At 63.2% G+C, this 26,844-nt stretch carries 28 protein-coding genes and 3 pseudogenes; 15 read left to right on the top strand and 16 right to left on the bottom strand.

Annotation, left to right across the window (positions count from 1 at the left end):
• Window position 1 precedes the first annotated feature (1 nt).
• The 5 genes from AC0V8S_RS22560 to AC0V8S_RS22540 form a co-directional block, all read right to left on the bottom strand.
• Complete coding sequence (locus AC0V8S_RS22560; protein WP_475433450.1) at window positions 2–961, bottom strand: branched-chain amino acid ABC transporter permease; 960 nt, start codon at window positions 959–961, stop codon at window positions 2–4.
• Complete coding sequence (locus AC0V8S_RS22555) at window positions 961–1,872, bottom strand: branched-chain amino acid ABC transporter permease (protein WP_109660147.1); 912 nt, start codon at window positions 1,870–1,872, stop codon at window positions 961–963. The genes AC0V8S_RS22560 and AC0V8S_RS22555 overlap by 1 nt, the downstream gene beginning before the upstream one ends.
• Before the next feature lie 119 nt (window positions 1,873–1,991).
• A complete protein-coding gene (locus AC0V8S_RS22550; protein ID WP_475433449.1) occupies window positions 1,992–2,276 on the bottom strand; it encodes an ABC transporter substrate-binding protein in 285 nt (94 codons plus the stop codon).
• The gene (locus AC0V8S_RS22545) at window positions 2,171–3,112 is read right to left on the bottom strand and encodes a branched-chain amino acid ABC transporter substrate-binding protein (protein WP_475433447.1); all 942 of its coding nucleotides are present in this window, start codon (window positions 3,110–3,112) and stop codon (window positions 2,171–2,173) included. Before AC0V8S_RS22545 ends, AC0V8S_RS22550 begins: the two co-directional genes overlap by 106 nt.
• Window positions 3,113–3,260: 148 nt before the next feature.
• Window positions 3,261–3,896 (bottom strand): RraA family protein, encoded by a 636-nt coding sequence (locus AC0V8S_RS22540; protein WP_183459496.1) that lies wholly within the window; start codon window positions 3,894–3,896, stop codon window positions 3,261–3,263.
• A gap of 241 nt (window positions 3,897–4,137) precedes the next feature.
• On the opposite strand from AC0V8S_RS22540, the gene AC0V8S_RS22535 reads away from it, so the two are divergent.
• From AC0V8S_RS22535 to AC0V8S_RS22510, 6 genes and pseudogenes are all read left to right on the top strand, one after another.
• A complete protein-coding gene (locus tag AC0V8S_RS22535) occupies window positions 4,138–4,914 on the top strand; it encodes an SDR family NAD(P)-dependent oxidoreductase (protein ID WP_183459503.1) in 777 nt (258 codons plus the stop codon).
• A gap of 6 nt (window positions 4,915–4,920) precedes the next feature.
• A pseudogene (gene pxpB / locus AC0V8S_RS22530) lies at window positions 4,921–5,582 on the top strand (5-oxoprolinase subunit PxpB).
• Between the two features lie 89 nt (window positions 5,583–5,671).
• Window positions 5,672–6,022 (top strand): annotated as a pseudogene (locus AC0V8S_RS22525) (5-oxoprolinase subunit C family protein); the annotation flags it as partial.
• Between the two features lie 77 nt (window positions 6,023–6,099).
• Window positions 6,100–6,558: a 5-oxoprolinase subunit C family protein gene (locus AC0V8S_RS22520; RefSeq protein WP_475433445.1), complete on the top strand. Its 459-nt coding sequence runs from the start codon at window positions 6,100–6,102 to the stop codon at window positions 6,556–6,558.
• Entirely contained in the window at window positions 6,555–7,718 is a 1,164-nt protein-coding gene (locus AC0V8S_RS22515; RefSeq protein WP_183459509.1) for an epoxide hydrolase family protein, read from the top strand. Before AC0V8S_RS22520 ends, AC0V8S_RS22515 begins: the two co-directional genes overlap by 4 nt.
• A 37-nt stretch (window positions 7,719–7,755) precedes the next feature.
• Window positions 7,756–8,787 carry an Ldh family oxidoreductase gene (locus AC0V8S_RS22510; RefSeq protein WP_475433443.1) on the top strand — a complete coding sequence of 344 codons (1,032 nt, stop codon included), beginning with the start codon at window positions 7,756–7,758 and terminating at the stop codon, window positions 8,785–8,787.
• A gap of 54 nt (window positions 8,788–8,841) precedes the next feature.
• Here the strand turns inward: AC0V8S_RS22510 and AC0V8S_RS22505 are convergent, their stop codons facing one another.
• The 6 genes and pseudogenes from AC0V8S_RS22505 to AC0V8S_RS22480 form a co-directional block, all read right to left on the bottom strand.
• Complete coding sequence (locus AC0V8S_RS22505; RefSeq protein WP_183459512.1) at window positions 8,842–9,132, bottom strand: DUF1330 domain-containing protein; 291 nt, start codon at window positions 9,130–9,132, stop codon at window positions 8,842–8,844.
• Between the two features lie 72 nt (window positions 9,133–9,204).
• Window positions 9,205–10,011, bottom strand: coding sequence for a LamB/YcsF family protein (locus AC0V8S_RS22500; protein WP_183459514.1), 807 nt, complete (start codon window positions 10,009–10,011; stop codon window positions 9,205–9,207).
• Between the two features lie 11 nt (window positions 10,012–10,022).
• Entirely contained in the window at window positions 10,023–10,418 is a 396-nt protein-coding gene (locus tag AC0V8S_RS22495; RefSeq protein WP_183459516.1) for a biotin/lipoyl attachment domain-containing protein, read from the bottom strand.
• The gene (gene accC, locus AC0V8S_RS22490; RefSeq protein WP_183459518.1) at window positions 10,408–11,781 is read right to left on the bottom strand and encodes an acetyl-CoA carboxylase biotin carboxylase subunit; all 1,374 of its coding nucleotides are present in this window, start codon (window positions 11,779–11,781) and stop codon (window positions 10,408–10,410) included. The genes AC0V8S_RS22495 and accC overlap by 11 nt, the downstream gene beginning before the upstream one ends.
• A gap of 5 nt (window positions 11,782–11,786) precedes the next feature.
• Entirely contained in the window at window positions 11,787–12,227 is a 441-nt protein-coding gene (locus AC0V8S_RS22485) for an acetyl-CoA carboxylase biotin carboxyl carrier protein (protein ID WP_183459520.1), read from the bottom strand.
• Between the two features lie 8 nt (window positions 12,228–12,235).
• A pseudogene (locus AC0V8S_RS22480) lies at window positions 12,236–13,439 on the bottom strand (pyridoxal phosphate-dependent aminotransferase).
• A gap of 183 nt (window positions 13,440–13,622) precedes the next feature.
• On the opposite strand from AC0V8S_RS22480, the gene AC0V8S_RS22475 reads away from it, so the two are divergent.
• Together AC0V8S_RS22475 and AC0V8S_RS22470 are read left to right on the top strand one after the other, a co-directional pair.
• Window positions 13,623–14,801, top strand: coding sequence for an NAD(P)/FAD-dependent oxidoreductase (locus tag AC0V8S_RS22475; RefSeq protein ID WP_183459522.1), 1,179 nt, complete (start codon window positions 13,623–13,625; stop codon window positions 14,799–14,801).
• Between the two features lie 106 nt (window positions 14,802–14,907).
• Complete coding sequence (locus AC0V8S_RS22470; RefSeq protein WP_183459524.1) at window positions 14,908–15,561, top strand: GntR family transcriptional regulator; 654 nt, start codon at window positions 14,908–14,910, stop codon at window positions 15,559–15,561.
• Window positions 15,562–15,615: 54 nt separating this feature from the next.
• Here AC0V8S_RS22470 and AC0V8S_RS22465 read toward each other — a convergent pair whose 3' ends face one another.
• The 5 genes from AC0V8S_RS22465 to AC0V8S_RS22445 form a co-directional block, all read right to left on the bottom strand.
• On the bottom strand, window positions 15,616–16,065 hold the full coding sequence (locus AC0V8S_RS22465; RefSeq protein ID WP_183459526.1) for a VOC family protein: 450 nt from the start codon (window positions 16,063–16,065) through the stop codon (window positions 15,616–15,618).
• 6 nt (window positions 16,066–16,071) lie between these two features.
• On the bottom strand, window positions 16,072–16,851 hold the full coding sequence (locus tag AC0V8S_RS22460) for an SDR family NAD(P)-dependent oxidoreductase (RefSeq protein WP_183459528.1): 780 nt from the start codon (window positions 16,849–16,851) through the stop codon (window positions 16,072–16,074).
• 97 nt (window positions 16,852–16,948) lie between these two features.
• On the bottom strand, window positions 16,949–18,427 hold the full coding sequence (locus AC0V8S_RS22455; RefSeq protein WP_183459530.1) for an aldehyde dehydrogenase: 1,479 nt from the start codon (window positions 18,425–18,427) through the stop codon (window positions 16,949–16,951).
• An 8-nt stretch (window positions 18,428–18,435) separates the two neighbouring features.
• Window positions 18,436–19,023, bottom strand: a complete 588-nt coding sequence (locus AC0V8S_RS22450; protein ID WP_183465281.1) for a thiamine pyrophosphate-dependent enzyme — start codon at window positions 19,021–19,023, stop codon at window positions 18,436–18,438.
• A gap of 5 nt (window positions 19,024–19,028) precedes the next feature.
• On the bottom strand, window positions 19,029–19,601 hold the full coding sequence (locus AC0V8S_RS22445) for a thiamine pyrophosphate-binding protein (protein WP_183459532.1): 573 nt from the start codon (window positions 19,599–19,601) through the stop codon (window positions 19,029–19,031).
• Between the two features lie 100 nt (window positions 19,602–19,701).
• On the opposite strand from AC0V8S_RS22445, the gene AC0V8S_RS22440 reads away from it, so the two are divergent.
• The 7 genes from AC0V8S_RS22440 to AC0V8S_RS22410 all read left to right on the top strand — a co-directional run bounded on the left by AC0V8S_RS22440 (window position 19,702) and on the right by AC0V8S_RS22410 (window position 26,817).
• On the top strand, window positions 19,702–20,637 hold the full coding sequence (locus AC0V8S_RS22440) for a LysR family transcriptional regulator (RefSeq protein ID WP_183459534.1): 936 nt from the start codon (window positions 19,702–19,704) through the stop codon (window positions 20,635–20,637).
• 100 nt (window positions 20,638–20,737) lie between these two features.
• On the top strand, window positions 20,738–21,886 hold the full coding sequence (locus AC0V8S_RS22435; RefSeq protein ID WP_183459536.1) for an acyl-CoA dehydrogenase family protein: 1,149 nt from the start codon (window positions 20,738–20,740) through the stop codon (window positions 21,884–21,886).
• Window positions 21,887–21,897: 11 nt separating this feature from the next.
• Window positions 21,898–22,593 carry an NAD(P)H-dependent oxidoreductase gene (locus AC0V8S_RS22430; protein WP_475433439.1) on the top strand — a complete coding sequence of 232 codons (696 nt, stop codon included), beginning with the start codon at window positions 21,898–21,900 and terminating at the stop codon, window positions 22,591–22,593.
• 35 nt (window positions 22,594–22,628) lie between these two features.
• Window positions 22,629–23,759, top strand: coding sequence for a CaiB/BaiF CoA transferase family protein (locus AC0V8S_RS22425; RefSeq protein ID WP_183459540.1), 1,131 nt, complete (start codon window positions 22,629–22,631; stop codon window positions 23,757–23,759).
• Between the two features lie 11 nt (window positions 23,760–23,770).
• Window positions 23,771–24,613: an HTD2 family dehydratase gene (locus AC0V8S_RS22420; protein WP_475433437.1), complete on the top strand. Its 843-nt coding sequence runs from the start codon at window positions 23,771–23,773 to the stop codon at window positions 24,611–24,613.
• On the top strand, window positions 24,607–25,443 hold the full coding sequence (locus AC0V8S_RS22415) for an HpcH/HpaI aldolase/citrate lyase family protein (protein WP_183459544.1): 837 nt from the start codon (window positions 24,607–24,609) through the stop codon (window positions 25,441–25,443). The genes AC0V8S_RS22420 and AC0V8S_RS22415 overlap by 7 nt, the downstream gene beginning before the upstream one ends.
• Window positions 25,444–26,817 (top strand): MmgE/PrpD family protein, encoded by a 1,374-nt coding sequence (locus tag AC0V8S_RS22410; protein ID WP_475433435.1) that lies wholly within the window; start codon window positions 25,444–25,446, stop codon window positions 26,815–26,817.
• Window positions 26,818–26,844 lie beyond the last annotated feature (27 nt).

Genomic DNA, 26,844 nt, shown 5'->3' with positions numbered 1-26,844 from the left:
GTCAAACCCGCTTGTCCGGCCAGAGCCCGTTCGGCCTGAAGAGCATGATTGCCAGCAACGCAACCGCCGTCACCAGGGGGCGATAGGTACCCGCGCCGCGCAGCACCTCTGGAAGCAGGGCCACGAGAATGGCGCCCAGGACGACGCCAGGAATGCGGCCCATGCCACCCAGGACGACGCCGAGCAGGATGAGAAGCGATTGGTTGAAGGTGAAACTCTCCGGCGAGATGGCCGTCATTTTGGCAGCGTAGAGGCATCCGGCCACGGAAGCGATCACCGCCCCCATCATATAGGCCTGCAGCTTGGCGGTGACACGGTTAATCCCGATACCGGCGGCAGCGTCCTCGTCATAGCGAACGTAGAACCAGGCTCGTCCCATCCGCGACCGCTCGACGCTGAGGCAGACGAAGGCGGTGAGCAGCGCCAGCACCAGGAACGCATAGTAGAAGTGCTGCACCTGCATCAGCTTGAAGCCGAAAATCTCCGGTCGCTCAATGCCAATGAGGCCGCTGGCGCCACCGGTGATGTCGAGGTTGCGGGCGATGATGCGTACGATCTCGCCGAAGCCCAGCGTCACGATCGCCAGATAATCGCTGCGCAGCCTCAAGGTTGGAGCCCCGATCATGATGCCAGCCACGCAGGCCGCCGCCATCGCGACCGGGATGGTGAGCCAGAAGTTGAACCCGAATTCTGCGGTCAGGATCCCTGACGTGTAGGCGCCGACCGCGAAGAAGGCGGCGTAGCCGAGGTCGAGCAGGCCGGCATAGCCGACGACGATGTTGAGGCCGAGGCACAGAACGACATAGAGCAGCGCCGTGGTCGCCACCTCCGTCACATAGGCGTTGGCGAACTGCGGCAACACCAGCGCGACGGCTAGTGCCGCCAGGCCGGGCAGCACGACGGACCAGCGCATCAGTCGCGGTTGCCCGGCGGCCGGCACGCTTCTCACTTCGTCGATCATCACACCCGCTCCACGACAGAGCGGCCAAGAAGGCCGGTCGGCTTGAACACAAGGAACAGGATCAGGGTCCCGAAAACGAAGACGTCACGCCACTCCGATCCGACGAAGGGCAAGGACGAACCGAAAGCCTCGAGCAGGCCGAGCAGCAAGCCGCCGAGCATGGCGCCCGGCACGCTGCCGATGCCGCCTATGACGGCTGCCGTGAAGGCCTTGAGCCCCATGATAAAGCCCATGAAGAAATGGACACTGCCATAGTATGCGCCGGCCATGACCCCGCCGCCGGCGGCGAGTGCCGAGCCCATGAAAAAGGTCAAGGCGATCACCCGGTCGACATCGATGCCCATCAGGCGGCTCGCCCCCATGTCGATGGACACGGCGCGCATCGCCTTGCCGTACATGGTGCGTGACACAAAGGCCTGCATGCCGGCCATAAGAGCGATGGAGGCAGCCACCAGCACCATCTGCGTGTAGGTGATGTGAACTGTGGAAATGTCGACACCGGCAAAACCGAGGTCGGTGTTGAAGGCGTAGTGGCGTCCGCCCGTCAGGGCGAGTGCGGTGCCGTTCAGCACCATCGAGGCACCGAGCGCCGTGATCAGAATGGAGAGGCGCGGCGCATTGCGCATCGGCCGATAGGCGAAGCGCTCGATGACGACACCGAGCAAGCCGACAACCAACATCGACACCAGCAGCGCGCAGACCACGCCCAGCCAGCCGTTGCCGACCCAGATGCCGACGAAGGAAAACACGATGAGGCCGACGAAGGCGCCATTCATGTAGATGTCGCCATGGGCGAAATTCAGGAGCTTGATGACGCCGAAGACCATGCTGTAGCCAAGCGCGATCAGGGCATAGAAAGAGCCGACGATAAGGCCGTTCACCAGTTGCTGAATAAGCAGGTCGAGCGTCATGGGTGCTCCGGGTGCGGAATTGAGAACGTCTTGCCGGGGCGCAGCGTCGGTGCGCCAGACAATCGGCGATGACGCCGAGGCCGCCACAAGGGCCGCCCCGGCATCAATCCGGTTAGCCTTTATTCGACGGCCACCCACTTGCCGCCCTTGGCGACCACTGGGCGGAAGTTTGACGTCTGCAGCGTGTTCTTGTCGGTGAACTTGATTTCACCGGCAAGTCCCTTGAAGTCGCTAGCCTTGAGCGCCTCGATGATTGCCTTTTGGTCCGTCGACTTGGCCCGTGTGACAGCATCGACGATCAGGTCGCCCACGTCATGGGACAGCGCCGCATAGGCGCCGGCGTCGCGGCCATAGGTTTCCTTGTACTTGGCCTTGAAGTCGGCGGCGCCAGACAGGAGGTCCACGGTGGGCGGGACAACAGGTACACGCCCTCACCGGCCGAGCCGGCGATCTCCAGATATTCCGGCGAATTGTTGCCGTCGCCGAGTACGATGCCGCCCTGGAATCCAGCCTGTCGAAGCTGCTTGGTGAGCAGGGCGCCACCGGCATGGTAGGCGGTCCAGAAGACCGCGTCCGCGCCGCTCGATTTGATCTTGGTGACGACCGCCGAATAGTCCTGCTCACCGGCAGTGGTCGTCTCCTTGGTGGCAATCTCGCCGCCGGCACCCTTGAAGGCTTCGGCTGTCAGCTTGGCCAGGTCAGACGAATAGGCATCGCCTTCGTCTATGACCGCGATCTTCTTGTAGCCGTTCTTCTTGAAGAGCTCGACAGCCGTCGTCGCCTGCATGTCGCCGGTTGAATTGGCGAGGAAGGCATTGCCCTGATTGGCGGCAACCAGCTTGGTCGAGTTCGCTCCGATGATGACGAACGGAATGCCGGCGTCGCCATAGATCTTCAATGTCGGCAACACGGCGCCCGAGCAGTAGCCGCCGACGATGGCGGTCACGCCCTCCGAGACAAGCTTGCTGCCTGCGGTCACCGCCTGCTGCGGATCGCAAGCGTCGTCGGCGGTCGTGGTGATGATCTTGTCGCCGTTGACGCCGCCTTTGGCGTTGACGGCATTGATCGCCATCTTCACGGCGTTCTCCATATCCTGCCCCTCACTGGCCAGTTGGCCAGTCATTGGAGCAACGATGCCGATCTTGATATCGGCAGCCGCGGCCATCGTGGTCATAGCCAGCCCGGCAAGGGCGGTGGCACAAGCTAGCCTCTTGGCAAGCCTCTTGAAGGAAACAACCATTATTCTCTCCATTTTCCCCTGTTGGTGCATCCAGGCGGCGTGCCCGAAATGCATTGTTTCGCCCCTCGGTTAGCTGCGGAGCGGTTATGTTGAGCAAGATCGCCAGCCGGCCATGCGATTTCTCACCGGCAGGCTCCTGATCCGCCGATCAGTGACTGCCGCTGGAAGCCCGGGCATAGGCTCCCTGATAGCGGTTCTCCTGGATGCTCTGCATGATCTCGGCCTCGCGGGCTTCCTGCGCCCGGACGGCGGCCAGCAAGGCCGCGGCACCGTCGATTGGAAATGCCACGACGCCATCCTCGTCGCCGACGACGATGTCGCCAGGACCTACGACCATGCCGCCTATGCAGACGGGAACATTGATGGCTCCCGGGCCATCCTTGTAAGGTCCGAGATGGATGGCTGACCGTGCAAAGCATGGAAACGGATTGCGGCTGATGGCACCGGCATCGCGGATGGCGCCGTCGATGACAATGCCCGCAGCGCCGCGTGACGCCGCGACACTTGTCATGATCTCGCCGACCAGCGCACGTCCTTCATAGCCGCCGCCATCGACGACGATGACGTCTCCGGGCCGCAACAGATCGAGCGCACGATGGATGAACTGGTTGTCGCCGGGGCGGGTCCTGACCGTCAGCGCCCTCCCCGCCATGACGCCGCTCAACCGATGGAACGGCCGCAACCCGACAGCGCCGGGGACACGAGCGAGATTGTCGCTGATCAACGGCGTCGCAAGAGCGCGGAACGCGTCGATCAGTTCGCTTTCCTGTGATCCATCCGCCATTGCCTGCACTCCCCGTCGTCGGCACTTCTTATGAATATAGTATCCAATCACACTTAATTCGGTGGAGTCAACCGACCTTGCGATGGTGGGCAGAAAAAAGCCAAAGCGGCTTCGGAATGGCGCCGAGCTGGCCAGAATGACCCCAACCGCTCCACCCATCCGGGCTTGCAATGGCGTCGAAGTTCAAGATAGATTGGATAACATATCCATAAATGTCATGATTGTGAAAAGGGATTGGGTTGTGAAGCACGCAGGAAAAGTCGTGATCGTCACCGGGGCGGCACAAGGCCTGGGCCTTGCCTGCGCCGAGCGCTTTCATGCCGATGGCGCCAAGGTGGTGCTTGTCGACGTGCAGGCCGATCGCGGACGCGAGCATGCCGAACGTCTTGGCGAACGTGCCGCCTGGCTATCGGCGGATCTCTCCGAATGCACGCAGGAAATGGCAGCCGATGTTGTTGCCAAGGCCACGAAGCGATTCGGCAGTGTCGACGTCCTCATCAACAATGCCGGCATTATCCATCTGGACGATTTCGTTGACTTCCCCGAGGAAGCCTTCGACCTGGTTCAGCGCGTCAATCTCAAGGCGCCCTTCCTTCTCGGGCAGGCCGCGGCAAGGGCCATGATCGCGCAGGGACGCGGCGGCTCGATCATCAACATGTCGTCGATCAACGCCATCCTGGCCATTCCCAATTCCGTCGCCTATGCCGTGTCCAAGGGTGGCATCAAGCAGTTGACGGCGGTGATGGCCGTCGGATTGATTCGGCATGACATTCGCGTCAACGCCATCGGCCCCGGCACCATCCTGACCGACATGGTCAAGAGCTCGGTCATGGCCAGCGAAGCGCAGCGCCAGACCATCCTGTCGCGCACGCCGAGCGGCCGCTGTGGCGAACCTTCGGAGATCGCCAGCGTCGCATCCTTCCTGGCCAGCGACGACGCCTCCTACATTGTCGGCCAGACCATCTATCCGGATGGCGGCCGCCTGATCCTGAATTATACGATGCCGGTGAAGGACTGACCGCCAATGGTTTTCGGTACGCCCCACATCAGTCTTGCGGGATCAGCCGCGCTGCTGCTCGACGGCGCGCAGGAGGCTTTCGATGATGCCACCCAGGAGTTGGTCTGGGCGGTAGCGAATGCCGCGCTGAGCCTCGAAGGGGTGCGCGAGACCGTTCCCGGCATGAACAACCTGCTGGTGGTGTTGACCCGCTCGCCACGGACGCTCACAGCGTCGGCGATCAGCTGATGTCGCTCTGGGCCAGCACCGATGCCCATGCGGTGACCGGCACGCATCATACCATTCCCGTCAGCTATGGCGGCTCGCGCGGCGAGGACCTCGCCGGCTGGGCCGCGCATTGCGGCCTGTCTGTCGACGAGACCGTCAGCCGCCACGCGGCAGCCGCCTACACCGTCGCCGCCATCGGCGCCATGCCGGGCTTTCCCTATCTGTCCGGTCTCGACCCACGGCTTGCATGGGCAAGGCGCAGCACGCCTCGCCTGAAGGTCACTGAGGGCGCCGTCATCATCGGCGGTGCGCAGGCGGGCGTCATGCCGATGACTGCGCCGTCCGGATGGCACATGATCGGCCATACCGACGTGAAGCTGTTCAACGCCGAAGCGGAATTGCCCGTGCTGCTCCGGCCCGGAGACACGATCGGATTCACGATCGCGGGGATTGAGGCGTGATCGAGATCCTCACCACCGGCCTGCCGAACACGATCCAGGATCTCGGCCGGCCTGGCCATCTTGCGCTGGGGGTCAGCCATGGCGGCGCCATGGACAGGCAAGCGCTTGCAATGGCCAATCTCATGCTGGGCAATGATCCCTCGGCTGCCGGGATCGAGGTAGCGCTTCATCCGTTCCGGCTGCGCACGAATGTCGACACCGCGGTCGCTGTCACCGGCGCGGATTGCGTCGTCAGCGTCGGTAACCGGCCCTGCCCGCCCTGGTGGGCCATGACGATCCGCGCCGGTGAGACCCTTGTCCTCGAAGCACCGCGCACCGGTGCGCGTTCCTATGTCGCCGTTGCCGGCGGGCTCGATCTGCCCCTCGTCATGGGGTCGCGCGCGACGGATGCGAAGGGTGGCTTCGGGGGCTCGGCGGGCGCGGCCTGTCGCGCGGCGACCGGCTTGCGCTCAACCCGGCGCAATGCCGGCTTCCCGCAGGCGGCATCGGCGCAGCGCTGGAAGAGCGACGCGGCGCGGTGGACGGCTTTGCCTCGGCAATCGAGTTGCGGGTTCTGCCGGCCGCCGAGTTCGACGCCTTCACCCCTGAGGCCCAGGCAGCCTTCACCGGAAGCGAATGGAACATCACCAGCGACGCCAACCGGATGGGATATCGCCTTTCCGGAGAGGCGCTCTCGCTCGTCTCACCGATGGAATTGCTGTCGCACGGCATCGTACCCGGCACTGTCCAGGTGCCGCCGTCCGGCCAGCCGATCATCCAGCTTGCCGATGCCAACACTTGCGGCGGCTATCCGAAGATCGCTACGGTGATCGAAGCCGACCTGTGGCGGCTCGCACAAGCGCCTGTCGGCGCGCGCCTGCGTTTCTCAGCGGTCTCGATCGAAGCGTCGACGGAAGCGCTTCGCATGAACCGGCAGCGACGCCGCGACTTTATCGCCGCCCGGAACCTCATGGTCGGCGAGCAGAGGAGGCCATGAAAATTCGCCCCTTCACCATCGAGATCGCCCAGTCTGAAATCGACGATTTGAACAAGCGCATCTCGAACTGGCGCGGGCCGGACCAATTGCAGGCAATAGGCTGGGCGCAGGGAACGGAGCAAGAGGAACTGCGCCGGCTTATGCAGCACTGGCGCACCGGCTTCGACTGGCGCAAGCAGGAAGCCGCCTGGAACATCCATCCGCACTGCCAGACGGATATCGGCGGCCAAACCATCCATTTCATCCATGCGCGCGCCGCAATTGCGACTGGCAGAACGATCATACTAACCCATGGCTGGCCAGGCAGCGTCTTCGAATTTCATGAGCTGATCCCACTTCTGACAGACCCACTTTCGCATGGCGGAAGGCAGGAGGACGCCTTCAACGTCGTGGTCCCTTCGATTCCTGGCTTTGGCTTTTCGAGCCGACCGACCAAGTCTGGTCTCAACCTGTTCACCGTCGCCGACCTTTGGGCCGAGTTGATGAGCCGTCTCGGCTACAAACGATATCTCGCGCAAGGTGGCGATCTGGGCGCCAGCGTGTCGACATGTCTGGCGCACGCGCATCCCGACAGTCTCGCCGGCGTGCATCTCAATTTCATCCCCGGCTCATTCTCACCGCCTCACGATGCAGGCCCAGACGGTGACTTGACGTCGGAAGAGCGCGCCTTCCTGGAACGGAAAGCCGGATGGGCGGATCTTCATGGCGCCTATGCTCATATTCAAGCGACGCGCCCGCAAACACTTGCCTATGGGCTGACGGATTCACCGGTCGGACTGGCAGCTTGGATGATCGAAAAGTTCCGCGACTGGAGCGATTGCGGTGGCGATCTGGGCAATGCTGCTTTTTCGCCCGACGACATGTTCGCCGACATCTCGCTTTATTGGTTCACCCGGACCGTCGCTTCGTCGATGCGGCTCTATTGGGAAACGCGCGCCCGCCCGCTTGCATTCCCGCCCGGCACGGCGATCGACATCCCGCTTGCGGTGGCTTTGTTTCCCAAGGAGCTACCGATGCCGCCAAGGAGCTGGGTCGAGCGTGTCTTCAAGGACATCCGCCGGTGGACAGCGATGCCGCGCGGGGGTCATTTCGCAGCCCTCGAACAGCCCGCTTTGCTTGCACAGGACCTAAGGGCCTTTGCCGGCGGTCTGGATTTTTAAAGGCAGCGTTTCTTCGCAACCAAACCTGAAGGCAGAAATGACCAACACCGCGATCACCGTCGATGCCCTGCATGAGCGCGTCGATGCAATTTTCCGCAAGGCCGGGCTGAACCCCATCCAGGCCGGCGCCATCACCCGGGTCATCGTCGCGGCGGAACGCGATGCCTGCAAGTCGCATGGTGTCTACCGCATCGAAGGCGCCCTGCGGACAATCAAGGCCGGAAAGGTGGAGCCAAACGCGCTGCCCGAGTTGTTGCCGCAAGACGCACCGGCCATCGTCAAAGTGGATGCGAAGCACGGCTTCGCTAACCCGGCCCTCGAATTGGGCCTGCCGGTGCTGGTCGAGCGGGCACGCTCGTGCGGCATTGCCGCGCTCGCGATCAACTCGGCCGTGCATTTTTCCGCCCTTTGGGTGGAGGTCGAAAGCTTGACGCAGACAGGCCTTGCCGGCCTGGCCATGTGCCCGAGCTATGCCACGGTCGCTCCGACTGGTGGCAACGGACCGCTGCTTGGCACCAATCCTTTTGCCTTTGGCTGGCCGCGCGAAGAGCAGCCGCCTTATGTTTTCGACTTCGCGACGTCGGTTGCCGCGCGCGGCGAGATCGAGCTCCATCGCCGGGTCGGCAAGAAGCTGCCGGAAGGCTGGGCGATCGATGTCGACGGCAGGCCGACGACGGATCCGGAAGCTGCCCTCGCAGGCGCCATGCTTTCTTTCGGCGGGCACAAGGGTTCTGCTATCGGGACGATGATCGAGTTGCTCGCCGGCATCATGATCGGCGACCTGACCAGCCCCGAGGCGCTCGATCTACTCGGCACCACGACGCTTTATCCGTCGCATGGAGAGTTGGTCATCGCTTTCTCGCCGCAAGCTTTTTCCGCCGGCCATCCCGGCAATCCGCTGGGTCGTGCCGAAGCCCTGTTCGAGGCGATCGTCGGTCAGGGTGCGCGCCTGCCCTCGCAGCGGCGGTTCCTTGCTCGTGCGGCTTCGGAGAGAGACGGCATCAGTCTCTCCGCCCAGGAAATCGAACAGCTCGACCGTTTTCTCGAGCAAGGGCTGGGCGCCGTTTGAATCGTGAGCCAGCCGGTCGTTTTGGATGCGGCGAAAACGGCACTGGCATTCAAATCAGTCGGTACCCTCGATGAGGATGAAGTCGCCATCGGCGGCGCCTGCCCGCAGAGCCTTGGCCTCGGCATATTCCGGGCTGTCCCAGAATTCCTTTGCCTTGTCGAAGCTCGCAAACTCGAAGATCACCGTGCGGGCTTTGGGATTTCCTTCCTTAATCAAGGCGGTCTCTGGTTTGACGACGACGCGGGCGCCATATTGTTTTAGCAGATCGCTCGCAACCTTGGCGTAGTTGGAGTAGGCGTCCGAATTGGTGACGGTGACTTGCGCGATAAGATATCCCTTGGCCATCACGACAGCTCCTTGAAAATAGACGAAGTCCGACCTCGTCGCCTGCACAGGCCCCTCGGCGGATAGTGTTTATCAGACGATTGCCGCGAATGCTCTGACGCTGATCCCGTCCTCTTCCAGGCGGGCCCGGACGCGCGCGGCAATTGCGACTGCCGCCGGCGTGTCGCTATGAACGCAGATCGAATCGATTGGTGTCTTGAGCGCCTGCCCGGAAATCGTCTCGATGGCGCCTTGCTTGACCATGCGGACGACCCGTTCCGCCGCCATCTGCGCATCGTGAATGACTGCACCTTCCAGCTTGCGCGAGACAAGAAAGCCTTCCTCCGTGTAGGCGCGGTCGGCGAAGATTTCGGACCTGACCGTCAGGCCCGCGTCGCGCGCGATCCTGTCCTGGAAGCCGAGCGCAATGGCGAGGCAGATCAGGCCGGGATCGACGGCCTTGACTGCGCGGGTCACGGCTTCGGCGACGCCACGGTCTGTCTGGGTAAGGTTGCCCAGCGCGCCATGCGCCTTCACGTAGCGGATCGGATGGCCGGCATAGGCGGAAAGCGCCTGCGCCGCGCCGATCTGATAGGCGACTAGCCTTTCGATTTCATCCATGGAATGCGGGATGATGCGGCGTCCGAACCCCCACAGATCGGCGAAGCTCGGATGCGCGCCAACGGCGACGCCCTTATCGCGCGCCATCGAGAACGTGGCCGCCATGATCTCGGGGTCACCGGCATGAAAGCCGCAGGCCACATTGGCGGAACTGACGATGTCGAGGATAGCCGCATCGTCGCCGAGCCTGTAGGCTCCAAAACCCTCGCCCATGTCGGAATTGATATCGACCTGTAATCCTTCGGCCGCCCCGGCGCTTTCCTCAGTGGTTCGAACCATCGCCTTTGCCTTCACACCAGTTCGTAGAGCGGCGTGCCGTAACCGACGACCGCTCCGTCCTCTATCAGCGCCGCGCCCAGCACGCCGTCTGCCGGCGCGAGCACGGCCTTCAGGCATGGGCCGACCTGCAGGACGCCGACCGTCTCGCCCTTGCGGACCATCTGGCCAGGTCCGGCAACAGGGTGGCCGGTCGTTGGATGATCGATACGGAACACGCCGACGCCGGGCGCACGCACGCCCTTGAAGACCGTTTCCGCCTTCAGCGCTTCGGCGCCAGCCCTAGGTGTTTCGGCAACCACGGCCTGCATATGCAGGCGCAGCGAAAAGCCGGCCTCGGCCAGCGCGATCTCCCCTATGCCGGCACTTGCGCACCAAGCGGCCAGCCTTTCGATCTCCTCAAGCGTCATCGCCGCCTCGCCCCTCGAGCAGACCGCCTTCAATGAGATGTTCGAGATGATGAATATCGAAGCCTCCGGCAGCGAAGCCGGGCTCCTCCATCAGGATACCGTGCAGCGGTGCATTGGTGGCGATGCCGACTGCCTCCATCTCGCCCAGCGCCCCGCGCATCCGCCGGATCGCCTCGGCCCGCGTCGCGCCATGCGCCAGGAGCTTGGCCACCAGCGAATCGTAATGCGGCGGCACGGTGTAGCCGGAGTAGAGATGCGATTCGACACGGATGCCGGGGCCGCCGGGCGGCGTCCAGCGCTCGACCCGGCCCGGATGCGGCCGAAAGCTGTAGGGATCTTCAGCGTTGATGCGGCATTCGACAGCGTGGCCTTGAATGCGGATGTCTGCCTGGCTGAATGACAACGGTTCGCCGCGAGCGATGCGGATCTGCTCACGCACGATATCGATGCCGGTGACGAGCTCAGTGACGGGATGCTCCACCTGCACGCGGGTGTTCATCTCGATGAAAGAGAAGCGCCCGTCCTCATGGAGGAATTCGAACGTGCCGGCACCTGTATAGCCGATGGTCAGGCATGCGCGGGCACACAGGTCGCCTATGTCGGCGATCGCCTCGCGGGCGATGCCAGGCGCCGGCGCTTCCTCGATGATCTTCTGGTGACGGCGTTGCATGGAGCAATCCCGCTCGCCGAGCCAGACAGCCCTACCGTGCTTGTCCGCCAGGATCTGGATCTCGATATGCCGCGGCTGCTCAAGGAATTTTTCCAGATAGACTTGCGGGTTGCCGAAGGCCCGGTCCGCCTCTTTCACCGCCATGGAAACGGCTTCCATCAGGGCCTGCTCATCGCGCACGATGCGCATGCCGCGCCCGCCCCCACCACCCGCTGCCTTGACGATGACGGGATAGCCGATGGCCTCGGCAATGGCGCGCACCTCTTGCTCGTCCTGTGGCAGCGCACCCTTCGAGCCCGCAACGCACGGAACGCCGGCGGCGATCATCGTGCGCTTGGCGGAAACCTTGTCGCCCATGGTGCGGATCGCCGTCGCGGACGGCCCGACGAAGATGAGGCCGGCGTTTTCGACGGCCTCGGCGAAGGCGGCGTTCTCCGAAAGGAAACCATAGCCCGGATGGATCGCGCCCGCGCCGGTGAGTTGCGCGGCCGCGATGATCTCGGCGATGTTGAGATAGCTCTCTGTCGCGGCAGCCGGTCCGATGCAGATCGCCTTGTCCGCTAGCGCGACATGGCGAAGGCTCGCATCGGCCTCCGAGTGCGCCGCCACCGTTCTCAATCCGAGATCGCGGCAGGCGCGCAGGATGCGTAGCGCGATTTCACCGCGGTTGGCGATAAGGACGGTATCGAACATCGCCCTCAGCCCTCGTCTTCCAGCACGAACAGCACGTCGCCGGACTGCACCGCTGCATGGTCGTCGAACGCGATCTGGACGATCCGCCCAGCGCGATCGGATTCCACGACATTGAACGTCTTCATGGCTTCGAGGACGCCGATTTTCTGCCCCTCCGCGACCACATCGCCAATGGCAACCAGCGGCGGTTCGCCTTCGGTGCCGGAGCGGTAGAACACGCCCGTCAGCGGCGCGCGGATAGAATGGCGTGCGATGGGCGGAGATGTCGACGTCTGATCTGGGGAACGTGCGGTTACATCAGGCCCCGGCTGCACCTGCGACGCGGATTGCGCCGACGCCGTATGCCTGGACACGCGGACGCGAACGCCGTCGCGCTCGATCTCCAGTTCGGCAATGGGCGAACGCGAGACAAATTCGATCAGCTTCTGGACGAAGTCGAGATCCATCGCCGGCCCTACCGCAGCGCGTCGACAGCCTCGGCGATGCGCCCGATCGCTTTTTCGATCAGGTCCATCGACGTGGCTATGGAAATGCGGAAATGCGGCGACAGGCCGTAGGCAGAGCCCTGCACCACCGCGACCCGCGCCTGATCGAGTAGGTAAAGCGAGAAGTCGTCGTCGCTGCCGATGGGAGTGCCGTCGGGGCGGCGACGGCCGATCAGGGCCGAGCAGTTGGGATAGAGATAGAAGGCGCCCTCGGGCGTCTGGCAGGTGAGGCCGGGAATCTCTGCGCAGCAGCTCCAGAGCGCGGTCGCGCCGAACCTGGAATTCGAGCGCCCGAGGGCGAAGAAAGTCCTGGGGACCTTCCAGAGCGGCAATGGTCGCGGCCTGCGAGATGGAAGACGGGTTCGACGTGCTTTGGCTCTGCACGGTCGCCATGGCGCGGATCAGCGCTTCCGGCCCGCCGGCATAGCCGATCCGCCAGCCGGTCATGGCATAGGCCTTCGATACCCCGTTCACTGTCAGCGTACGGTCCTTCAGCCGCGGCTCGACGCCGGCGATGGTATGGAAGGTACGTCCATCGAACAGGATATGCTCGTATATGTCATCGGTCAGCACGTGGACGTGGCGCTGGTCGAGCAGCACTTCGGCCAGGCCAGCGAGTTCGTCGCGGCTGTAGACGGCGCCTGTCGGGTTGGAAGGCGTGTTGAGCAGAAGCCACTTGGTGCGCCCGGTGATCGCGGCTCGCAGGGCTTGCGGCGTCAATTTGAAGCCCTGCGCCTCCGTGCAGGGAACGACCACGGGCTTACCTTCGCCGAGCAGGACGATATCGGTGTAGGAAACCCAATAGGGCGCTGGGACAACCACCTCGTCACCCGGGGCCAGCGTTGCCAGCAGGGCGTTGTAGATGATCTGCTTGGCGCCCCCCGCGACGCTGATTTGCGAAGGCTTGTAGTCGAGGCCGTTCTCGCGCCTGAATTTTTCGGCCACCGCCTTCTTCAGCGCGGTGGTGCCGTCGACCGCCGTATAGCGCGTCTCCCCCCTGCGCATCGCCTCGTAGGCCGCCTCGACGATGTGCGGAGGCGTAGGAAAATCCGGCTCGCCGGCGCTCAGGCTGATAACGTCGATGCCGGCCGAGCGCATTTCGATTGCCCGCGCGGTGACCGCCATGCTGGGACTTGGCTTGATGACGTCGAGACGGGGAGCGATGAGGCCCACGGAACAATCCTCGGCATGTATGATATTTGCTACAGATTGGATAATGTATTCCGATTTTCGCGTCAAACCCCTTTTTCTGCGTCGAAGACCGGGTTATGTCTCATTCTGGAGGTGGGTCGATAGAGGAAAGTATCCAATCCTTCGTCGCCACGGATGATATTTGAGATAGGGAACACGATTGGAATGGGCACAAACTATGATGTGGTGATCGTTGGCGGAGGCGTTGTCGGCAGCTCGATCGCCTACTTCCTGTCAGCCAACCCGGATTTCGATGGCAGGATCGCGGTGATCGAGCGGGACCCCTACTACACGGCCTCCTCGTCTTCCTTGTCGACCAGCGCCATCCGCCAGCAGTTCGGCACGGCGCCCAACATCGCCATGTCGAAGTTCAGCATCGACTTCCTGCGCCAGGTGAAGACACGGCTTGCCATTGGTGATGAGCTTGCGGACATCGGGCTGCATGAGCCTGGATATCTCGTGCTGGCGACGCCTGAGCGGGCCGACGCGCAGCGTGCCAAGAACCGCGTTCAGCGCGGCATGGGTGTCGACGCCGAATTGATCGAACAAGCTGATCTGGCACGACGCTTCCCCTGGCTCAACACGGACGATCTCGCGCTCGGCTCGCTCGGCCTTGGCAGCGAAGGCTGGTTCGACGGTCCTGGCCTGATGCAGGCATTCCGTCGCAAGGCGCGCACACAGGGCGTGGACTATCTTGCCGCGACAGTGACCGGACTGACCATGGCGTCTTCCGGCAAGGTGGGTGAAGTGCTGCTGGACAATGGTGAGAGGCTTGCCGCCGGCACGGTGATCAACGCGGCCGGGCCATGGAGCGCGGGCATTGCCAGGATGGCCGGCACCGACCTGCCGGTCGTCCCGAGTAAGCGATGCGTCTTCGTCTTCGAAACGCCGGCAAGAATCGACAACTGCCCCTTCATCTTCGACACAAGCGGCCTCTGGCTGCGGCCGGAAGGTCAGCTCTTCCTGTGCGGTGTTCCGCCGGTGCGCGAGAACGAGCCGGACGATTTTGGCCTGGATGTGGACTACGACCTGTTCGACGAATTGATCTGGCCGGCGCTCGCCCATCGTGTGCCCGGCTTCGAACAATTGCGCATGCTGCGCGCCTGGGCGGGGCTCTACGAGTACAACACCTTCGACCACAGCGGCATCATCGGCCGGCATCCGGAGATCTCGAACTTTGTCCTGGCCACCGGCTTCAGCGGCCACGGCATGATGCATGCGGCGGCAACCGGGTCGGGCGTCAGTGACCTCATTGCCTATGGCGAGTACCGCTCTGTCGACCTGTCGGCCTTCCGCTACGAACGGATCGCTGGCAACCAGCCCATCGAGGAACATGTCTACTGAAGCGAAACGGGCGACATGGCATCGCAGTGACAACGGTGCTATGCGTCCACTTCTTCAATCAAAACGGCGCCAGTCGACAAACAAGGCGGCCGCCCCAGGCTGATTCATGCTCGTACAGAAGAAAACCATCTCGACCCAGGTCGCCGATGCCATCAGGCAGAAGATCCTGATCGGCGAATACGAGGCCAATTTCCAGCTACGGCAGGAGCATCTGGCCACCGAGTTCGGCGTCAGCCGAATTCCGGTGCGAGAGGCGCTGCATCAGCTTCATTCGGAAGGCTTCGTCACGCTGGTTTCCCACAAGGGCGCCGTCGTCACCTCCATTTCCCTGGACGAGATCCTCGAGCTCTACGAATTGCGGGCCCGGATCGAAACATGGCTACTGGCCCTGGCCATTCCAAGGATGACAGAGGCCGACTTCGCGCTGGCCCGCGAGCGCGCAGAGCAGCACCAGGAGCAGGGCAAGACCGGCGAGTACTCGAACCAGCTCAACTGGAATTTCCACGCCGCGCTCTACCAGCCGTCTGGCCGCAAGGCGACGATCGAACTGGTGGGGCGCATCTACCAGCAGCTGGAACGCTACACACGCATGATGGTGACGCTCACCGAAATCCAGGCCCAGTCCGACCGCGACCACTGGCAACTCATCGACCTGTGCGAAGCCAAGGATACGCTGCGCGCCGTCGGCCTGTTGGAAATGCATATCATCACCAGCGGCAAATTCCTGGTCGACCGGCTTCAGGAATTGCGGGGAAGCTGACGGACCAGTTGTTCCTGGGCCTCATCGACCTCCCCAATCCTTTGCGTTGGTGGATCATTTGCCGGGCAGATTGGTCGCCCGCGTCAGCAGGATCACGCCTGCCTTTTCGGCTGTGTCGTAGTAGGTGAAGCCGGTGCGGTTTTCCCGGCGCCCGCGCATCAGCACGGCAAGTCCGTCAGTTTTCGCCTTGGCTTCGGCTGCATCCGCATCGCGGACCTCAAAGCCGATATGGAAGACGCCTTCACCCTTGGTATCGAGATGAATCCGCTGCGGTGAAGGATCGCTGTTCGGCTGGCACAGCTGCAGTTGAACGTTCGGCAGGTTACAAATCCGGTACTGCATCGCCTTGAAACCCTTCGGACTTGGGACCTCAAGTTCTTCGTACTCGGCCAGCGGCGGATAGGATTCCCATGGCCCAATGCCGATGGAGTCGTAATAGGCCTGCGCCTTGTCGATATCGTGCACGACGATGCAGAGATGATGCAGCTTGTCGAAGTTACCCATATCCTCTCACTCCTTGATCGGGACCGTATAGTTCAGAACGCGGCGACCCCCGTCGGGGTAGATCGTCTCGCCGGTGATGTAAGAGGCGTCGTCGCTGGCCAGGAACGCCACAACAGAGGCGATCTCGGCAGCCGTGCCGAGGCGTCCGAGCGGTGTGCGCGAAAGAACCGCCCGTCGCATTTCTTCCGAATCGATGAATGTCCCGTCCATGACCATGTCCGTGGCGATGGTGCCCGGGCCGACACCGACCACGCGGATGCCGTGGGGAGCGAAGGCAACAGCCGCGGTACTGGTGACCTGGTTCATGCCGCCCTTGGAGATCGCGTAGGTGGCGACGCGTGGATTGGCGAGGCCCGAATTGATCGACGACATGTTGATGATGACACCGCCTCCACCCTGCGCGATCATCTGGCGGGCTGCGGCCTGGGTGCCCATGAACGCGCCCTTCAGATTGATGGCGAGAACCCTGTCGTAATCCGCCTCGCTGATGTCGAGAAAATCCTGGACCGGAGCGATGCCGGCATTGTTGACCATGATGTCGACGCGGCCGAACCTGGCGACCGCCGCCGCGACCAGTGCATCGACCTTGTCCTTCTTGCTGACATCAGTGACTACGGCCAGGACGCTGTCGGTCGAGCCGATTTCAGCGGCACATTTTTTCAGTTCCGCGGCATCGATGTCGCCGAGCACGAGTTTCGCGCCTTCGGCCAGAAAGCGTTCCGCGCAAGCTCGTCCGATGCCGCGTGCCGCTCCCGTGACAACCGCAACCTTGCCTGTCTGTCTCATGTCCAGTCCTTCGATCATTGTTAGTCGACCACCGTCTCGGGGAGCGATGTGCTGAGCTTGGCCACGGATAGGGATAATTCTCCCACCGAAGCCAAGCCTAGCGGATAACGAAGGGATTGGCGGTCTTGCCGGCTGTGTCTATCCACACCGTCTTGGTTTGCAGATAGGAATTGATGGCCTCCTGTCCGCTTTCACGCCCGATACCGCTTCTCTTGTAGCCGCCGAACGGCGCCATGTAGGAGACGGCGCGGTATGAATTGATCCAGACCATCCCCGCTTCCATTGCGGCCGCGCCGCGCAGTGCCCGGCCCATGTCGCTGGTCCATATCCCCGCCGCCAGTCCGTAGGGGCTGTCGTTGGCAATGGCGAAAGCCTCATCCTCGTCGTCGAACGGGATGACCGAGAGGATTGGCCCGAACACCTCTTCACGTGCGATCCGCATGCTGTTGTTCACGCCGGTGAAGATGGTGGGCTCGACGAACCAGCCCTCGCCCAGTTCGCCGGACGCTGGCTTGCCGCCGCCCAGCACGCAAAGCGCACCCTCGCGGCGCGCGATGCCGAGGTAGGACAGCACCTTCTCGCGCTGGGCTTGCGTGGTGATCGGCCCGACCTGCGTCTCGGCCAGCGCCGGATTGCCCAATCGAGCACTGGCCGCCAGCGTTATGACGCCCTCCACGAACCGGTCATGGATCTTGCGATGCACTAGCAGGCGCGAGCCGGCGATGCAGGTCTGGCCGCTGGCCGCGAAAATGCCTGAGATCGCGCCGTTGACCGCGCTCTCGATATCGGCGTCGTCAAAGACGATGTTGGCCGATTTGCCGCCAAGCTCCAGCGTGACGGTCTTGAGCTGTTCGGCAGCCGCTCGATAGACTGCGATCCCGCCGGGCTCACCGCCGGTGAAGGCTATCTTGGCGACGTCGGGGTGGGCAACGAGCGGCACGCCGACATCGAGCGGCATGCCGGTAACGGTGTTGACCACGCCTGGCGGGAACCCAGCCTGCGCAAACAGTTTCACGAACTCCAGCGTCGAGGCCGAAGCGTGTTCCGACGGTTTGATGACGACGGTGTTGCCGGCCGCCAGCAGCGGCGCTAGCTTCCAGGTCAGAAGCAAAAGCGGCGAATTCCAGGGCACGATGGCTGCAATGACACCCAGCGGCTCGTGGCGGGTGAAGGCGAACATGCCAGCCTTGTCGATCGGCAGCACCGCCCCTTCGATCTTGTCGGCAAGACCGCCGAAATAGCGGAACCATTCCGGGATATAGCGCAGCTGCGCCGTCATTTCGGTGAGCAGCTTGCCATTGTCGCGCGTCTCGATGGCGGCAATGCGCTCCGCGTTGTCGGCGATCAGGTCGGCCATCCGCACGAGCAGCTTGCCACGCGCAGTGGCGGTGATGCCGGCCCATTCCTTCGACCGGAATGCCGCCTTGGCGGACGCCACGGCGGCGTCCACCTGGGCTGCTCCCCCGCGCGGGATCAGCGCCCAGGGCCTGCCGGTGAACGGATCATGGCTCTCGAATGTATCGGCTGTCGATTGCAGCCGACCGCCGACCGTGTTCTGGAAACTGACCAGCGCCATATCGGTTCTCAACAAGTGGCAAAGCCCAGATGGGCGCGAAAGCGGTTCTTGACCTCGACCGCGTCGCGCGGTGGCAGCGAGCGCGGCAGGTTCTCGGCGGTGATTTTCAGCACGAAAAGGCGTGGACCTTCGGCCGGGCGACGCAGCTCTTCACACAGCGTGTCGACCTCCTCCAGCGAGCGCAACTCGGCGGTTTTCGAAAACCCGCAAGCGGCCGCGACTTTGTCGAAACCGATGCCTTTGCCCGTATGGCTGGACTGCATGCCGGTCTCGCCGAAGTGCTGATTGTCGAGCACGATCAAGTCGAGATTTTTCGGCCGCGCCACCGAGATCGTCGCCAGCGAACCGAACGCCATCAGTTGTTCGCCGTCTCCGGTAATCACAATGACCCGCTTGTCGGGCTGGGCCTGGGCAAGCCCGAGGCCGATCAGCGCCGCACCACCCATCGCGCCCCACAGATAATAGTTGTCGTTGCGGTCACCGGCGGCATGCACGTCGTAGCTCGGCGAGCCGAGACCGGTCACGACCAAGGCGCCGTCGCGGGAGTCAAGGAGCTTCTTCACCGCGACTCTGCGGTCCATTGTCGGTAACGTCATGTCGTTCACCACTTCTTCTTGCCGAGCAGCCGTTGCCCGATCAGCACTGCGATCTGCTGGTCGGCGTCGAAAGCCATAGCAGCCGCTTGCGCGACCGTTTCCACCAGGTCGTCACCAGTCTCGGCGCGCAGCACCCTGAGGCCGATTGCCTTCAGCGAGGCCTCCGTCGCCTGCCCCATCGGCACCTGCCACGGGTTGAACTCTGCCCACTCGCCTCGCATCGTCACCAGAACGAGCAAGGGAAAGCGCGCATGCACGGGAAGCGAAAGCATATTGATACAGTTGCCAACGCCGGAAGATTGCATGAGCACGACGCTCCGCTTGCCACCGAGCCAAGCGCCTGCAGCAATGGCGATGCCCTCCTCTTCGGTCGTCAAGACATTGGTGACGACCTCAGGATCCGCACCGAAGAGGCGGATCAATGTGGTATGGCCAGCATCGGGCACATAGGACATATGGCTGATGCCGGCAGCCTTGAGCACATCATAGACGTGGTCTGGCCAATGCCTTTCTGATGCCGCCGGGGCAGATGCAACCGCAGCTGTTTCCGGGTGTTTCGCTTGTACGCTCGCCGTCACCTTGGACCTCCGAGAATTGAGTTGGCATTAGATTACCTCAGCTATCCGATCTAATCTTCGTCCCTTTATTGTGATCAGATATAATGATATTCGATAGCTCATGGAATTATCGCAGCTACGGACTCTGATCCACGTCGCCGAACTCGGTAGCCTCAGCAAGGCTGCCGACCGGCTACACATTGCGCAGCCAGCGCTCAGCCGGCAGGTGCGCATGCTGGAGGAGGAATTGGGCTTTGCCCTTTTTCTGCGCCACGGACGCGGCATGGTGCTGTCCGAGCAGGGCAAGGAGGTTCTGACACACGCCATGCGGGTGATGGCCGAGATTGACGAGATCCGAGCCACAGCCACGCCCGCCGACGCGCCGCTGACCGGCGAAGTGGCCATCGGCCTGCCACCCACCGTTGCGGACATTATTTCGCTGCCGTTGGCTGCCGCATTCGGCAAAGCCCACCCCAAGGCGAAACTCAGACTTGTGAGCGCCTACACCGGCTATTTGCTGGACTGGATGCACCGTGGCGAGGTGGACGTCGCGGTGCTCTACGACCCGCGCATGGCGCGTTCGTTGCGCTCGCACCCGCTGCTTCTGGAGAACCTCTTCTTGATTGGACCGCCAGACGCGGGATTTTCAACCGTGCGCGCCGTGTCGTTCACCTCGCTCGCCGGCAAGCGCCTGCTGCTGCCCAGCATCAAGCATGGGCTGCGCATCATCGTCGAACGCTGCGCCACTGATGCCGGCATCACGCTGGACGTCGGCATCGAAGCGGATTCGTACTCGGCGCTGAAGGACCTGGTGCGCAACGGCCATGGCTGGACGATCCTGCCGCTCGCCCCTATCCATGCCGACGTGGTTGCGGGGCAGCTCACGGCTGCGCCGCTTATCGATCCCGTGCCCGTGCGTCGCCTCATCCTTGCCTACCCGGCAGACCGGCCTGCCTCGCGGCTGGCGCGGTTTGCCGGACAAGCGATAGAGGACATCGCCAAGGACCTTGTCGGGCGCGCCGTCTGGGTTGGCCAGCTTCTTGGCCCTTCATCGTAAGCATTTGAATTACGTTATATCTGGTCACGCCTGCCTTGCATTGCTGATAGGACATAGAGGCGCGATAGTGAGGCCCGCAGTTAGAGGCCGGACAAACATTATGGAACACTATCAGGACATTCGCGATGCCGTCGCCAGGTTGTGCGCGCGCTTCCCCGGAGAATACTGGCGCGCACTCGACAGGGACATGGCCTATCCCCGCGAATTCGTCGAAGCATTGACGGAGGCTGGTTGGCTCTCGATTCTGATCCCGGAGGCGTATGGCGGCTCGGGCCTGCCGCTTTCGGCCGCCGCCTCCGTGCTGGAGGAAATCCAGCGCGCCGGCTGCAATGGCGGTGCCTGCCATGCCCAGATGTACACGATGGGCACGCTTATTCGCCACGGCTCGGAAGCCCAGAAGCAACGATACCTGCCGAAGGTCGCCGCGGGAGAATTGCGTCTGCAGGCCTTCGGCGTCACCGAACCGACCAGCGGCACCGACACCGGCGCTCTCAAGACCACTGCTCGCCTCGACGGCGATCATTTCGTGGTCAAGGGCCAGAAGATCTGGACCAGCCGCGCCGAGCATTCGGATTTGATGCTGCTTCTGGCGCGGACCACACCGCTCAAGGATGGCATGAAGAAGACCGACGGGCTCTCCGTCCTCATCGTCGATATGCGCGAAGCCGTTGGCAACGGCCTCACCATCCGGCCGATCCGCACCATGATGAACCATGCCACCACCGAAGTCTTCTTCGACGATCTACGCGTGCCGGTCGAAAACCTGATCGGCGAAGAGGGAAAGGGATTCCGCTACATCCTCTCGGGCATGAACGCCGAGCGCATCCTGATTGCAGCCGAATGCGTCGGCGATGCGAAATGGTTCATCGAAAAGTCGAGCGTCTACGCGAAGGAAAGGCATGTGTTTGGCCGAGCGATCGGCCAAAACCAGGGCATCCAGTTTCCAATCGCAAGGGCCTACGCCAACATGCGCGCGGCCGAATTGATGGTGCGCGAGGCGCTGAACCTCTACGAGGCCGGCAAGAACCCCGGTGCCGAAGCGAACATGGCCAAGATGCTGGCGGCCGACGCCTCTAACGAAGCCGCCAATGTCTGCATCCAGACGCATGGCGGGTTCGGTTTCGCGGAAGAGTACGATGTGGAGCGCAAATTCCGCGAGACGCGTCTCTATCAGGTCGCGCCGATCTCGACCAACCTCATCCTGTCATACCTTTCCGAGCACGTGCTTGGACTGCCGCGTTCCTACTAGGAGTTGCCGCCGTGAACGTCCTCATCGTCTACGCCCACCCGGAAGCAAAATCCTTCAACGGCGCCATGAAGGATATGGCCGTGGAAATATTGACCCGCGCAGGCCACGATGTGGTCGTCAGCGACCTCTATGCGATGGGCTTCAATCCTGTCGCAGGGCCGGGCGACATATCAGGCGAGCGGAACGATCCGGACTTTTTCAGCCTGCCGCGCGAGCAGACCGCGGCGTACGAGGCCAACGCGCTCTCGGCCGACATCATGGCCGAGATCGAAAAGCTGAAACAGGCGGACTTCGTGCTGTTCCAGTTCCCGGTTTGGTGGTTCGGAATGCCCGCGATGCTCAAGGGCTGGGCCGACCGTGTGTTCGCGCGTGGTTTTGCGTATCTGCCGGGGCGCAAATACGACACCGGCATGTTCAAGGGAAAGCTCGCCATGGTGGCCGCCACCACGGGCACTTCGGCCGACACCTATGCGCCCGATGGCATCGATGGCGACATCCTCACGGTGCTGTGGCCGATCCACAATGGCCTGCTACGCTACTCCGGCTTCGACGTGTTGCCGCCCTTCGTCGCGTATATGCCGGGCCGTGTCGGCGACGATGGCCGCAAGGCCTATCTGGAAGCCTATAGCAAGCGGCTCGAGGACATCGACGGCACGCCGCGGCTTTCTTCCATGCCGCCGAGGACTACGGCAAGGACGAGCGGCTAAAGCCAGGCGTGCTGGCGCGCTCGGGGTACAGCGCAATGTCTGACGGCGCCCGCCCGCTGGAGGGTCTGTTCGTCGTTTCGATCGAGCAGGCGGTCGCCGCTCCGCTCTGCACGGTCCGCCTCGCCGATGCCGGGGCGCGCGTCGTGAAGATCGAGCGCCCGGAAGGCGAAACCGCGCGTCATTACGATTCCACCGTTGAAGGCATGTCGGCTTACTTCGTCTGGCTCAACCGCGGCAAGGAAAGCGCGGTTCTCGACCTGAAAGCCGAGCACGACCTCGCTCTCCTGCACCGGATGGTGGCGCGCGCGGATATTCTCGTGCAGAATCTCGCGCCGGGCGCCATCGACAGGCTCGGCCTCTCCGCCGATGCAATCGCGGAAAAATTTCCTCGGCTGATTGCCATCAACATCGTCGGCTACGGACAGGACACGCCTTACGCAGCTATGCGCGCCTACGACATGCTGGTGCAGGCGGAAAGCGGCATCTGCGCCGTCACTGGCACGCCGGACACGCCGAGCAAAATCGGGGTTTCCGCCGCCGACATCGCCACCGGAATGAATGCCCATGCAGCGGTCCTTGAAGCCTTGTTGGCGCGCGAGAAGACCGGACGCGGTCGCATTGTCGAAATTGCCATGTTCGACGCCATGGCCGACTGGATGACCGTGCCGCTACTGCACTACGAATATGCGGGCCGCGAGACGCAGAGATATGGCCTGGCACACGCTTCGATCTACCCATATCGACCTTATGCCTGTCGGGATGGCAGCGTGGTCGTGTCCATTCAGCAGAACAATGAATGGAAGCGCTTCTGCACCATCGTGCTGCAAAGGCAGGATTTGTTCGCCGACGAACGCTTCGCCACCAATGCCTGGCGGGTGGCCAACCGCACGGCGCTCGACGCCGAGATCGAACCGATCTTTGCGGCAATCGACTGCGAAGAGGCTATCGACCGTCTCAATGGTGCGCAGATCGCCTGGGGCCGGGTGAGCGCAATGCACGACCTGCCGCGCCACAAGGCATTGCGCCGGACAGAGGTGGCGCTGCCGGACGGCAGGCGCATCTCCGTGCCGATGCCGGCAGGGCGGTCGGAGGGATTCGCATCCGTCCCCAGCGTTCCCGCCCTTGGCGCCGATACGGACCGGATCCGTTCCGAATTCGCCGCCTGACGAGGAAACTCATGAGCCCGGACACGAGCACGCTGCAGGAATGGGTTGGACGCACACACGAGGTCGAGGACGTTGTGACCTCGCGCCTGCTGGCCAGCTTTGGCGCCACGCTTGGGGACTACGCAGCGCAAACTGCCGAGGGTGCGGCAGCGCCCGGCCTGCACTGGTGCCTGACGCCCGATATTGCCGATCGGCGCGAACTCGGACCTGACGGGCACCCGGCCAAAGGCCACTTCTTGCCTCCGGTGCCACTTCCGCGCCGCATGTGGGCCGCCAGCGATGTGCGTTTCATGGCGCCGATCCGCTCCGGCGACCGCATCCGCCGCTGCTCGACATTGACCGCCATCGAGGAGAAACAGGGCCGCACCGGCCCGCTCACCTTCGTCACGGTCCGGCACGACATCGCCAACGACGCCGGCCCGGTGATCGAGGAGAACCAGACCATTGTCTATCGCGCCGCCGGCGCTACTGCGGCGACCCCTGCCCCGCCGGGAACTCCACCCCCGGCCGCATCGCACGAGCGCTGGGTTGACGTGGATCCGGTGCTACTCTTTCGTTACTCCGCACTGACGTTCAATGGGCATCGTATCCACTACGACGCGCCTTACGCCACAACGGTCGAGGGTTATCCCGGGCTCGTCATCCATGGCCCGCTGCAGGCGACGCTGCTCCTGAACTTCGCCACAGCCATTTGCGGCTCCTCGCCGCGCCGTTTCTCGTTCCGGGGCGTGCATTCGGCGACCAGACCGCAACGCCTGCTTCTGAGCGCAACGTCTCCGGGCAATGACGGCATGGCTCTCGAGGTACGGTCGGCCGACGGCCATGTGACGGTGAAGGCCACGGCGCAATGGTAGGCTTCGTCACGCCTGTCGTGCCGCTTTTCGTGCCGGGCTCGCGGCCGGAGCGGTTTGCCAAGGCCGACAACAGTGGCGCGGATGCGGTCATTCTCGACCTCGAGGATGCCGTCGCCCCTGGCGACAAGGACCGCGCTCGCGAAGTGGTCGTTGCTCAGGCGGCCATGCTGAAATCAGCGATCGTGGTCCGCATCAACGCCGCCGGCACACCCTGGCACGAAGCGGATATCGATGCCGTACGGCGCCTCGACGGCGTCTCCGTCATGCTGCCCAAGGCCGAACGTCCAGAAGACATTGCTGATATGGCCAGGCACATGGCACGCAGCGTTTCCGTCATCGCGCTGGTCGAAAGCGCTGTCGGCCTTGCCAACCTGCCGGCCATACTGGCCACGTCCGGCGTCGTTGCCGTCGCCTTCGGCTCGGTCGACTTCTCGCTCGATCTCGGTTGCGCGCATGATCGGCTGACTCTGCTTGCGGCCCGCAACGAAATCGTCTGGCGCTCGCGCGCGGCTGGCCGTGCCGCGCCGATCGACGGGGTAACGACCGACCTGAGCAGTCCTGAAATCACCGAGGATGACGCCCGCCACGCCATGAAGATGGGCTTCGGCGGCAAGATGGCGATCCATCCGAGGCAGATCGAGCCGATTCGCGTTGCTTTTCGCCCAAGCGACAATGAAATCACTTGGGCACGGGACATCGTCGGCGCAGCTTCGTCCGGCGAAGCTGTCCAGGTGAACGGCGAAATGGTGGACCGGCCAGTCATCGAGCGAGCAAGGCGGATCCTTCGCCGGGGCCGCCTTGGTCTAGAGGGCGCAGAGAAGGAGCGATAGGTGAGCCTGGACACCGCCGATTGGCCGACAGCCAGGCTTTGCGCCTTCATCGCCGAGCTCGACTTCGAGCAAATTCCGCCGCGCGTCGTACATTTCGCGAAAGGACTGATGATCGACTGGCTCGGCTCAACCCTCGCCGGCAAGGGCGCGCGCCAGGTCGAGATCATCGACGGCTTTGCTCGTGCAATGGGGCCGGCGGACGGTCCAAGCATCGTCATCCCGACTAGACGACGCACGAGCCCCTACTTCGCGGCGATGGTCAATGCCGCGGCCTCCCATGTGGTGGAACAGGACGACGTTCACAACGGCTCGGTCTTTCACCCAGCTGCGGCGATCTTTCCAGCCGTTTTGGCGGTTGCGGAAGCAGAGGGGAAGACCGGGCGTGAAATCCTGACTGCTTGCATCGCCGGCTACGAGGTTGGCATCCGGGTCGGAGAGTTCCTGGGGCGGTCACATTACCAGATCTTCCACACAACGGGTACGGCCGGCACTGTCGCCGCGGCCGCCGCTGTCGGGAAGTTGATCGGGCAGGACGCGGCCGGCATCAACCATGCACTCGGCTCCGCCGGCACCCAAGCAGCGGGGCTCTGGGAATTCCTGCGTGATGCCGCCGATTCCAAGCAGCTTCATACGGCGCGAGCCGCCGCCAACGGCGTGTTTTCTGCCTATTTGGCGCGCGATGGCTTCAAAGGCGCTGCCCGCATCCTCGAAGGAAAAAAGGGCATGGCCGCGGGCATGTCCAGCGACGCCGATCCGGCCCGCCTGACGGACGGGCTCGGCAATCGTTGGGCAACGGAGGAGACGTCCTTCAAATGGCACGCCGCCTGCCGACACACTCATCCCGCCGCTGACGCGCTGCAGTCTCTCATGCGTCGCGAAGGGCTCGGTCCGGACGACATCGCCGATGTGGTGACCCATGTCCACCAGGGAGCCATCGACGTCCTGGGCGCGGTGGTCATTCCGCAAACCGTGCACCAGGCGAAGTTCTCCATGGGTACGGTGTTGGGGCTGATCGCCGTCCATGGTGTCGCCGACCTTGATGCGTTCGAACGCCACGCCCTTACCGATGCCCGCGTTGCGCGCTTCCGCTCCAAGGTGCGCATGGAACTTGATGCCGAAGTCGACACGCTTTACCCCCGGCAATGGGTTGGCAAGGTGAGTGTCGCGACCGTTGACGGCCGCAAACTCAATGCCCGCGTAGACGAGCCCAAGGGCGACCCCGGCAACACGCTTGCGAAGCAAGAATTGGAAGCCAAGGCCATACGCCTTGCCGAATTTCGTGGCGGGGCCACCGCTGATGAGATGCGCCGCTGCATAGCCCGTGTCTGGAAGCTCGATCAGCCCGGAAGCACATCGGACGTCGTGAAATTCTAGTCTCGAATTGACATCAACCAAGGCCGA

It is taken from the genome of Mesorhizobium oxytropidicola, from assembly GCF_056174625.1.
Note: the sequence above shows the minus strand (reverse complement) of the source record. Positions and strands in the feature narration are given on the sequence as shown.

Coding starts and splice junctions, on each gene's coding strand:
- AC0V8S_RS22560 (WP_475433450.1), bottom strand. CDS start 961: ATGATCGACGAAGTGAGAAGCGTGCCGGCCGCCGGGCAACCGCGACTG.
- AC0V8S_RS22555 (WP_109660147.1), bottom strand. CDS start 1,872: ATGACGCTCGACCTGCTTATTCAGCAACTGGTGAACGGCCTTATCGTC.
- AC0V8S_RS22545 (WP_475433447.1), bottom strand. CDS start 3,112: ATGGTTGTTTCCTTCAAGAGGCTTGCCAAGAGGCTAGCTTGTGCCACC.
- AC0V8S_RS22540 (WP_183459496.1), bottom strand. CDS start 3,896: ATGGCGGATGGATCACAGGAAAGCGAACTGATCGACGCGTTCCGCGCT.
- AC0V8S_RS22515 (WP_183459509.1), top strand. CDS start 6,555: ATGAAAATTCGCCCCTTCACCATCGAGATCGCCCAGTCTGAAATCGAC.
- AC0V8S_RS22510 (WP_475433443.1), top strand. CDS start 7,756: ATGACCAACACCGCGATCACCGTCGATGCCCTGCATGAGCGCGTCGAT.
- AC0V8S_RS22505 (WP_183459512.1), bottom strand. CDS start 9,132: ATGGCCAAGGGATATCTTATCGCGCAAGTCACCGTCACCAATTCGGAC.
- AC0V8S_RS22500 (WP_183459514.1), bottom strand. CDS start 10,011: ATGGTTCGAACCACTGAGGAAAGCGCCGGGGCGGCCGAAGGATTACAG.
- AC0V8S_RS22495 (WP_183459516.1), bottom strand. CDS start 10,418: ATGACGCTTGAGGAGATCGAAAGGCTGGCCGCTTGGTGCGCAAGTGCC.
- accC (WP_183459518.1), bottom strand. CDS start 11,781: ATGTTCGATACCGTCCTTATCGCCAACCGCGGTGAAATCGCGCTACGC.
- AC0V8S_RS22485 (WP_183459520.1), bottom strand. CDS start 12,227: ATGGATCTCGACTTCGTCCAGAAGCTGATCGAATTTGTCTCGCGTTCG.
- AC0V8S_RS22475 (WP_183459522.1), top strand. CDS start 13,623: ATGGGCACAAACTATGATGTGGTGATCGTTGGCGGAGGCGTTGTCGGC.
- AC0V8S_RS22470 (WP_183459524.1), top strand. CDS start 14,908: ATGCTCGTACAGAAGAAAACCATCTCGACCCAGGTCGCCGATGCCATC.
- AC0V8S_RS22465 (WP_183459526.1), bottom strand. CDS start 16,065: ATGGGTAACTTCGACAAGCTGCATCATCTCTGCATCGTCGTGCACGAT.
- AC0V8S_RS22460 (WP_183459528.1), bottom strand. CDS start 16,851: ATGAGACAGACAGGCAAGGTTGCGGTTGTCACGGGAGCGGCACGCGGC.
- AC0V8S_RS22455 (WP_183459530.1), bottom strand. CDS start 18,427: ATGGCGCTGGTCAGTTTCCAGAACACGGTCGGCGGTCGGCTGCAATCG.
- AC0V8S_RS22450 (WP_183465281.1), bottom strand. CDS start 19,023: ATGACGTTACCGACAATGGACCGCAGAGTCGCGGTGAAGAAGCTCCTT.
- AC0V8S_RS22440 (WP_183459534.1), top strand. CDS start 19,702: ATGGAATTATCGCAGCTACGGACTCTGATCCACGTCGCCGAACTCGGT.
- AC0V8S_RS22435 (WP_183459536.1), top strand. CDS start 20,738: ATGGAACACTATCAGGACATTCGCGATGCCGTCGCCAGGTTGTGCGCG.
- AC0V8S_RS22425 (WP_183459540.1), top strand. CDS start 22,629: ATGTCTGACGGCGCCCGCCCGCTGGAGGGTCTGTTCGTCGTTTCGATC.
- AC0V8S_RS22420 (WP_475433437.1), top strand. CDS start 23,771: ATGAGCCCGGACACGAGCACGCTGCAGGAATGGGTTGGACGCACACAC.
- AC0V8S_RS22415 (WP_183459544.1), top strand. CDS start 24,607: ATGGTAGGCTTCGTCACGCCTGTCGTGCCGCTTTTCGTGCCGGGCTCG.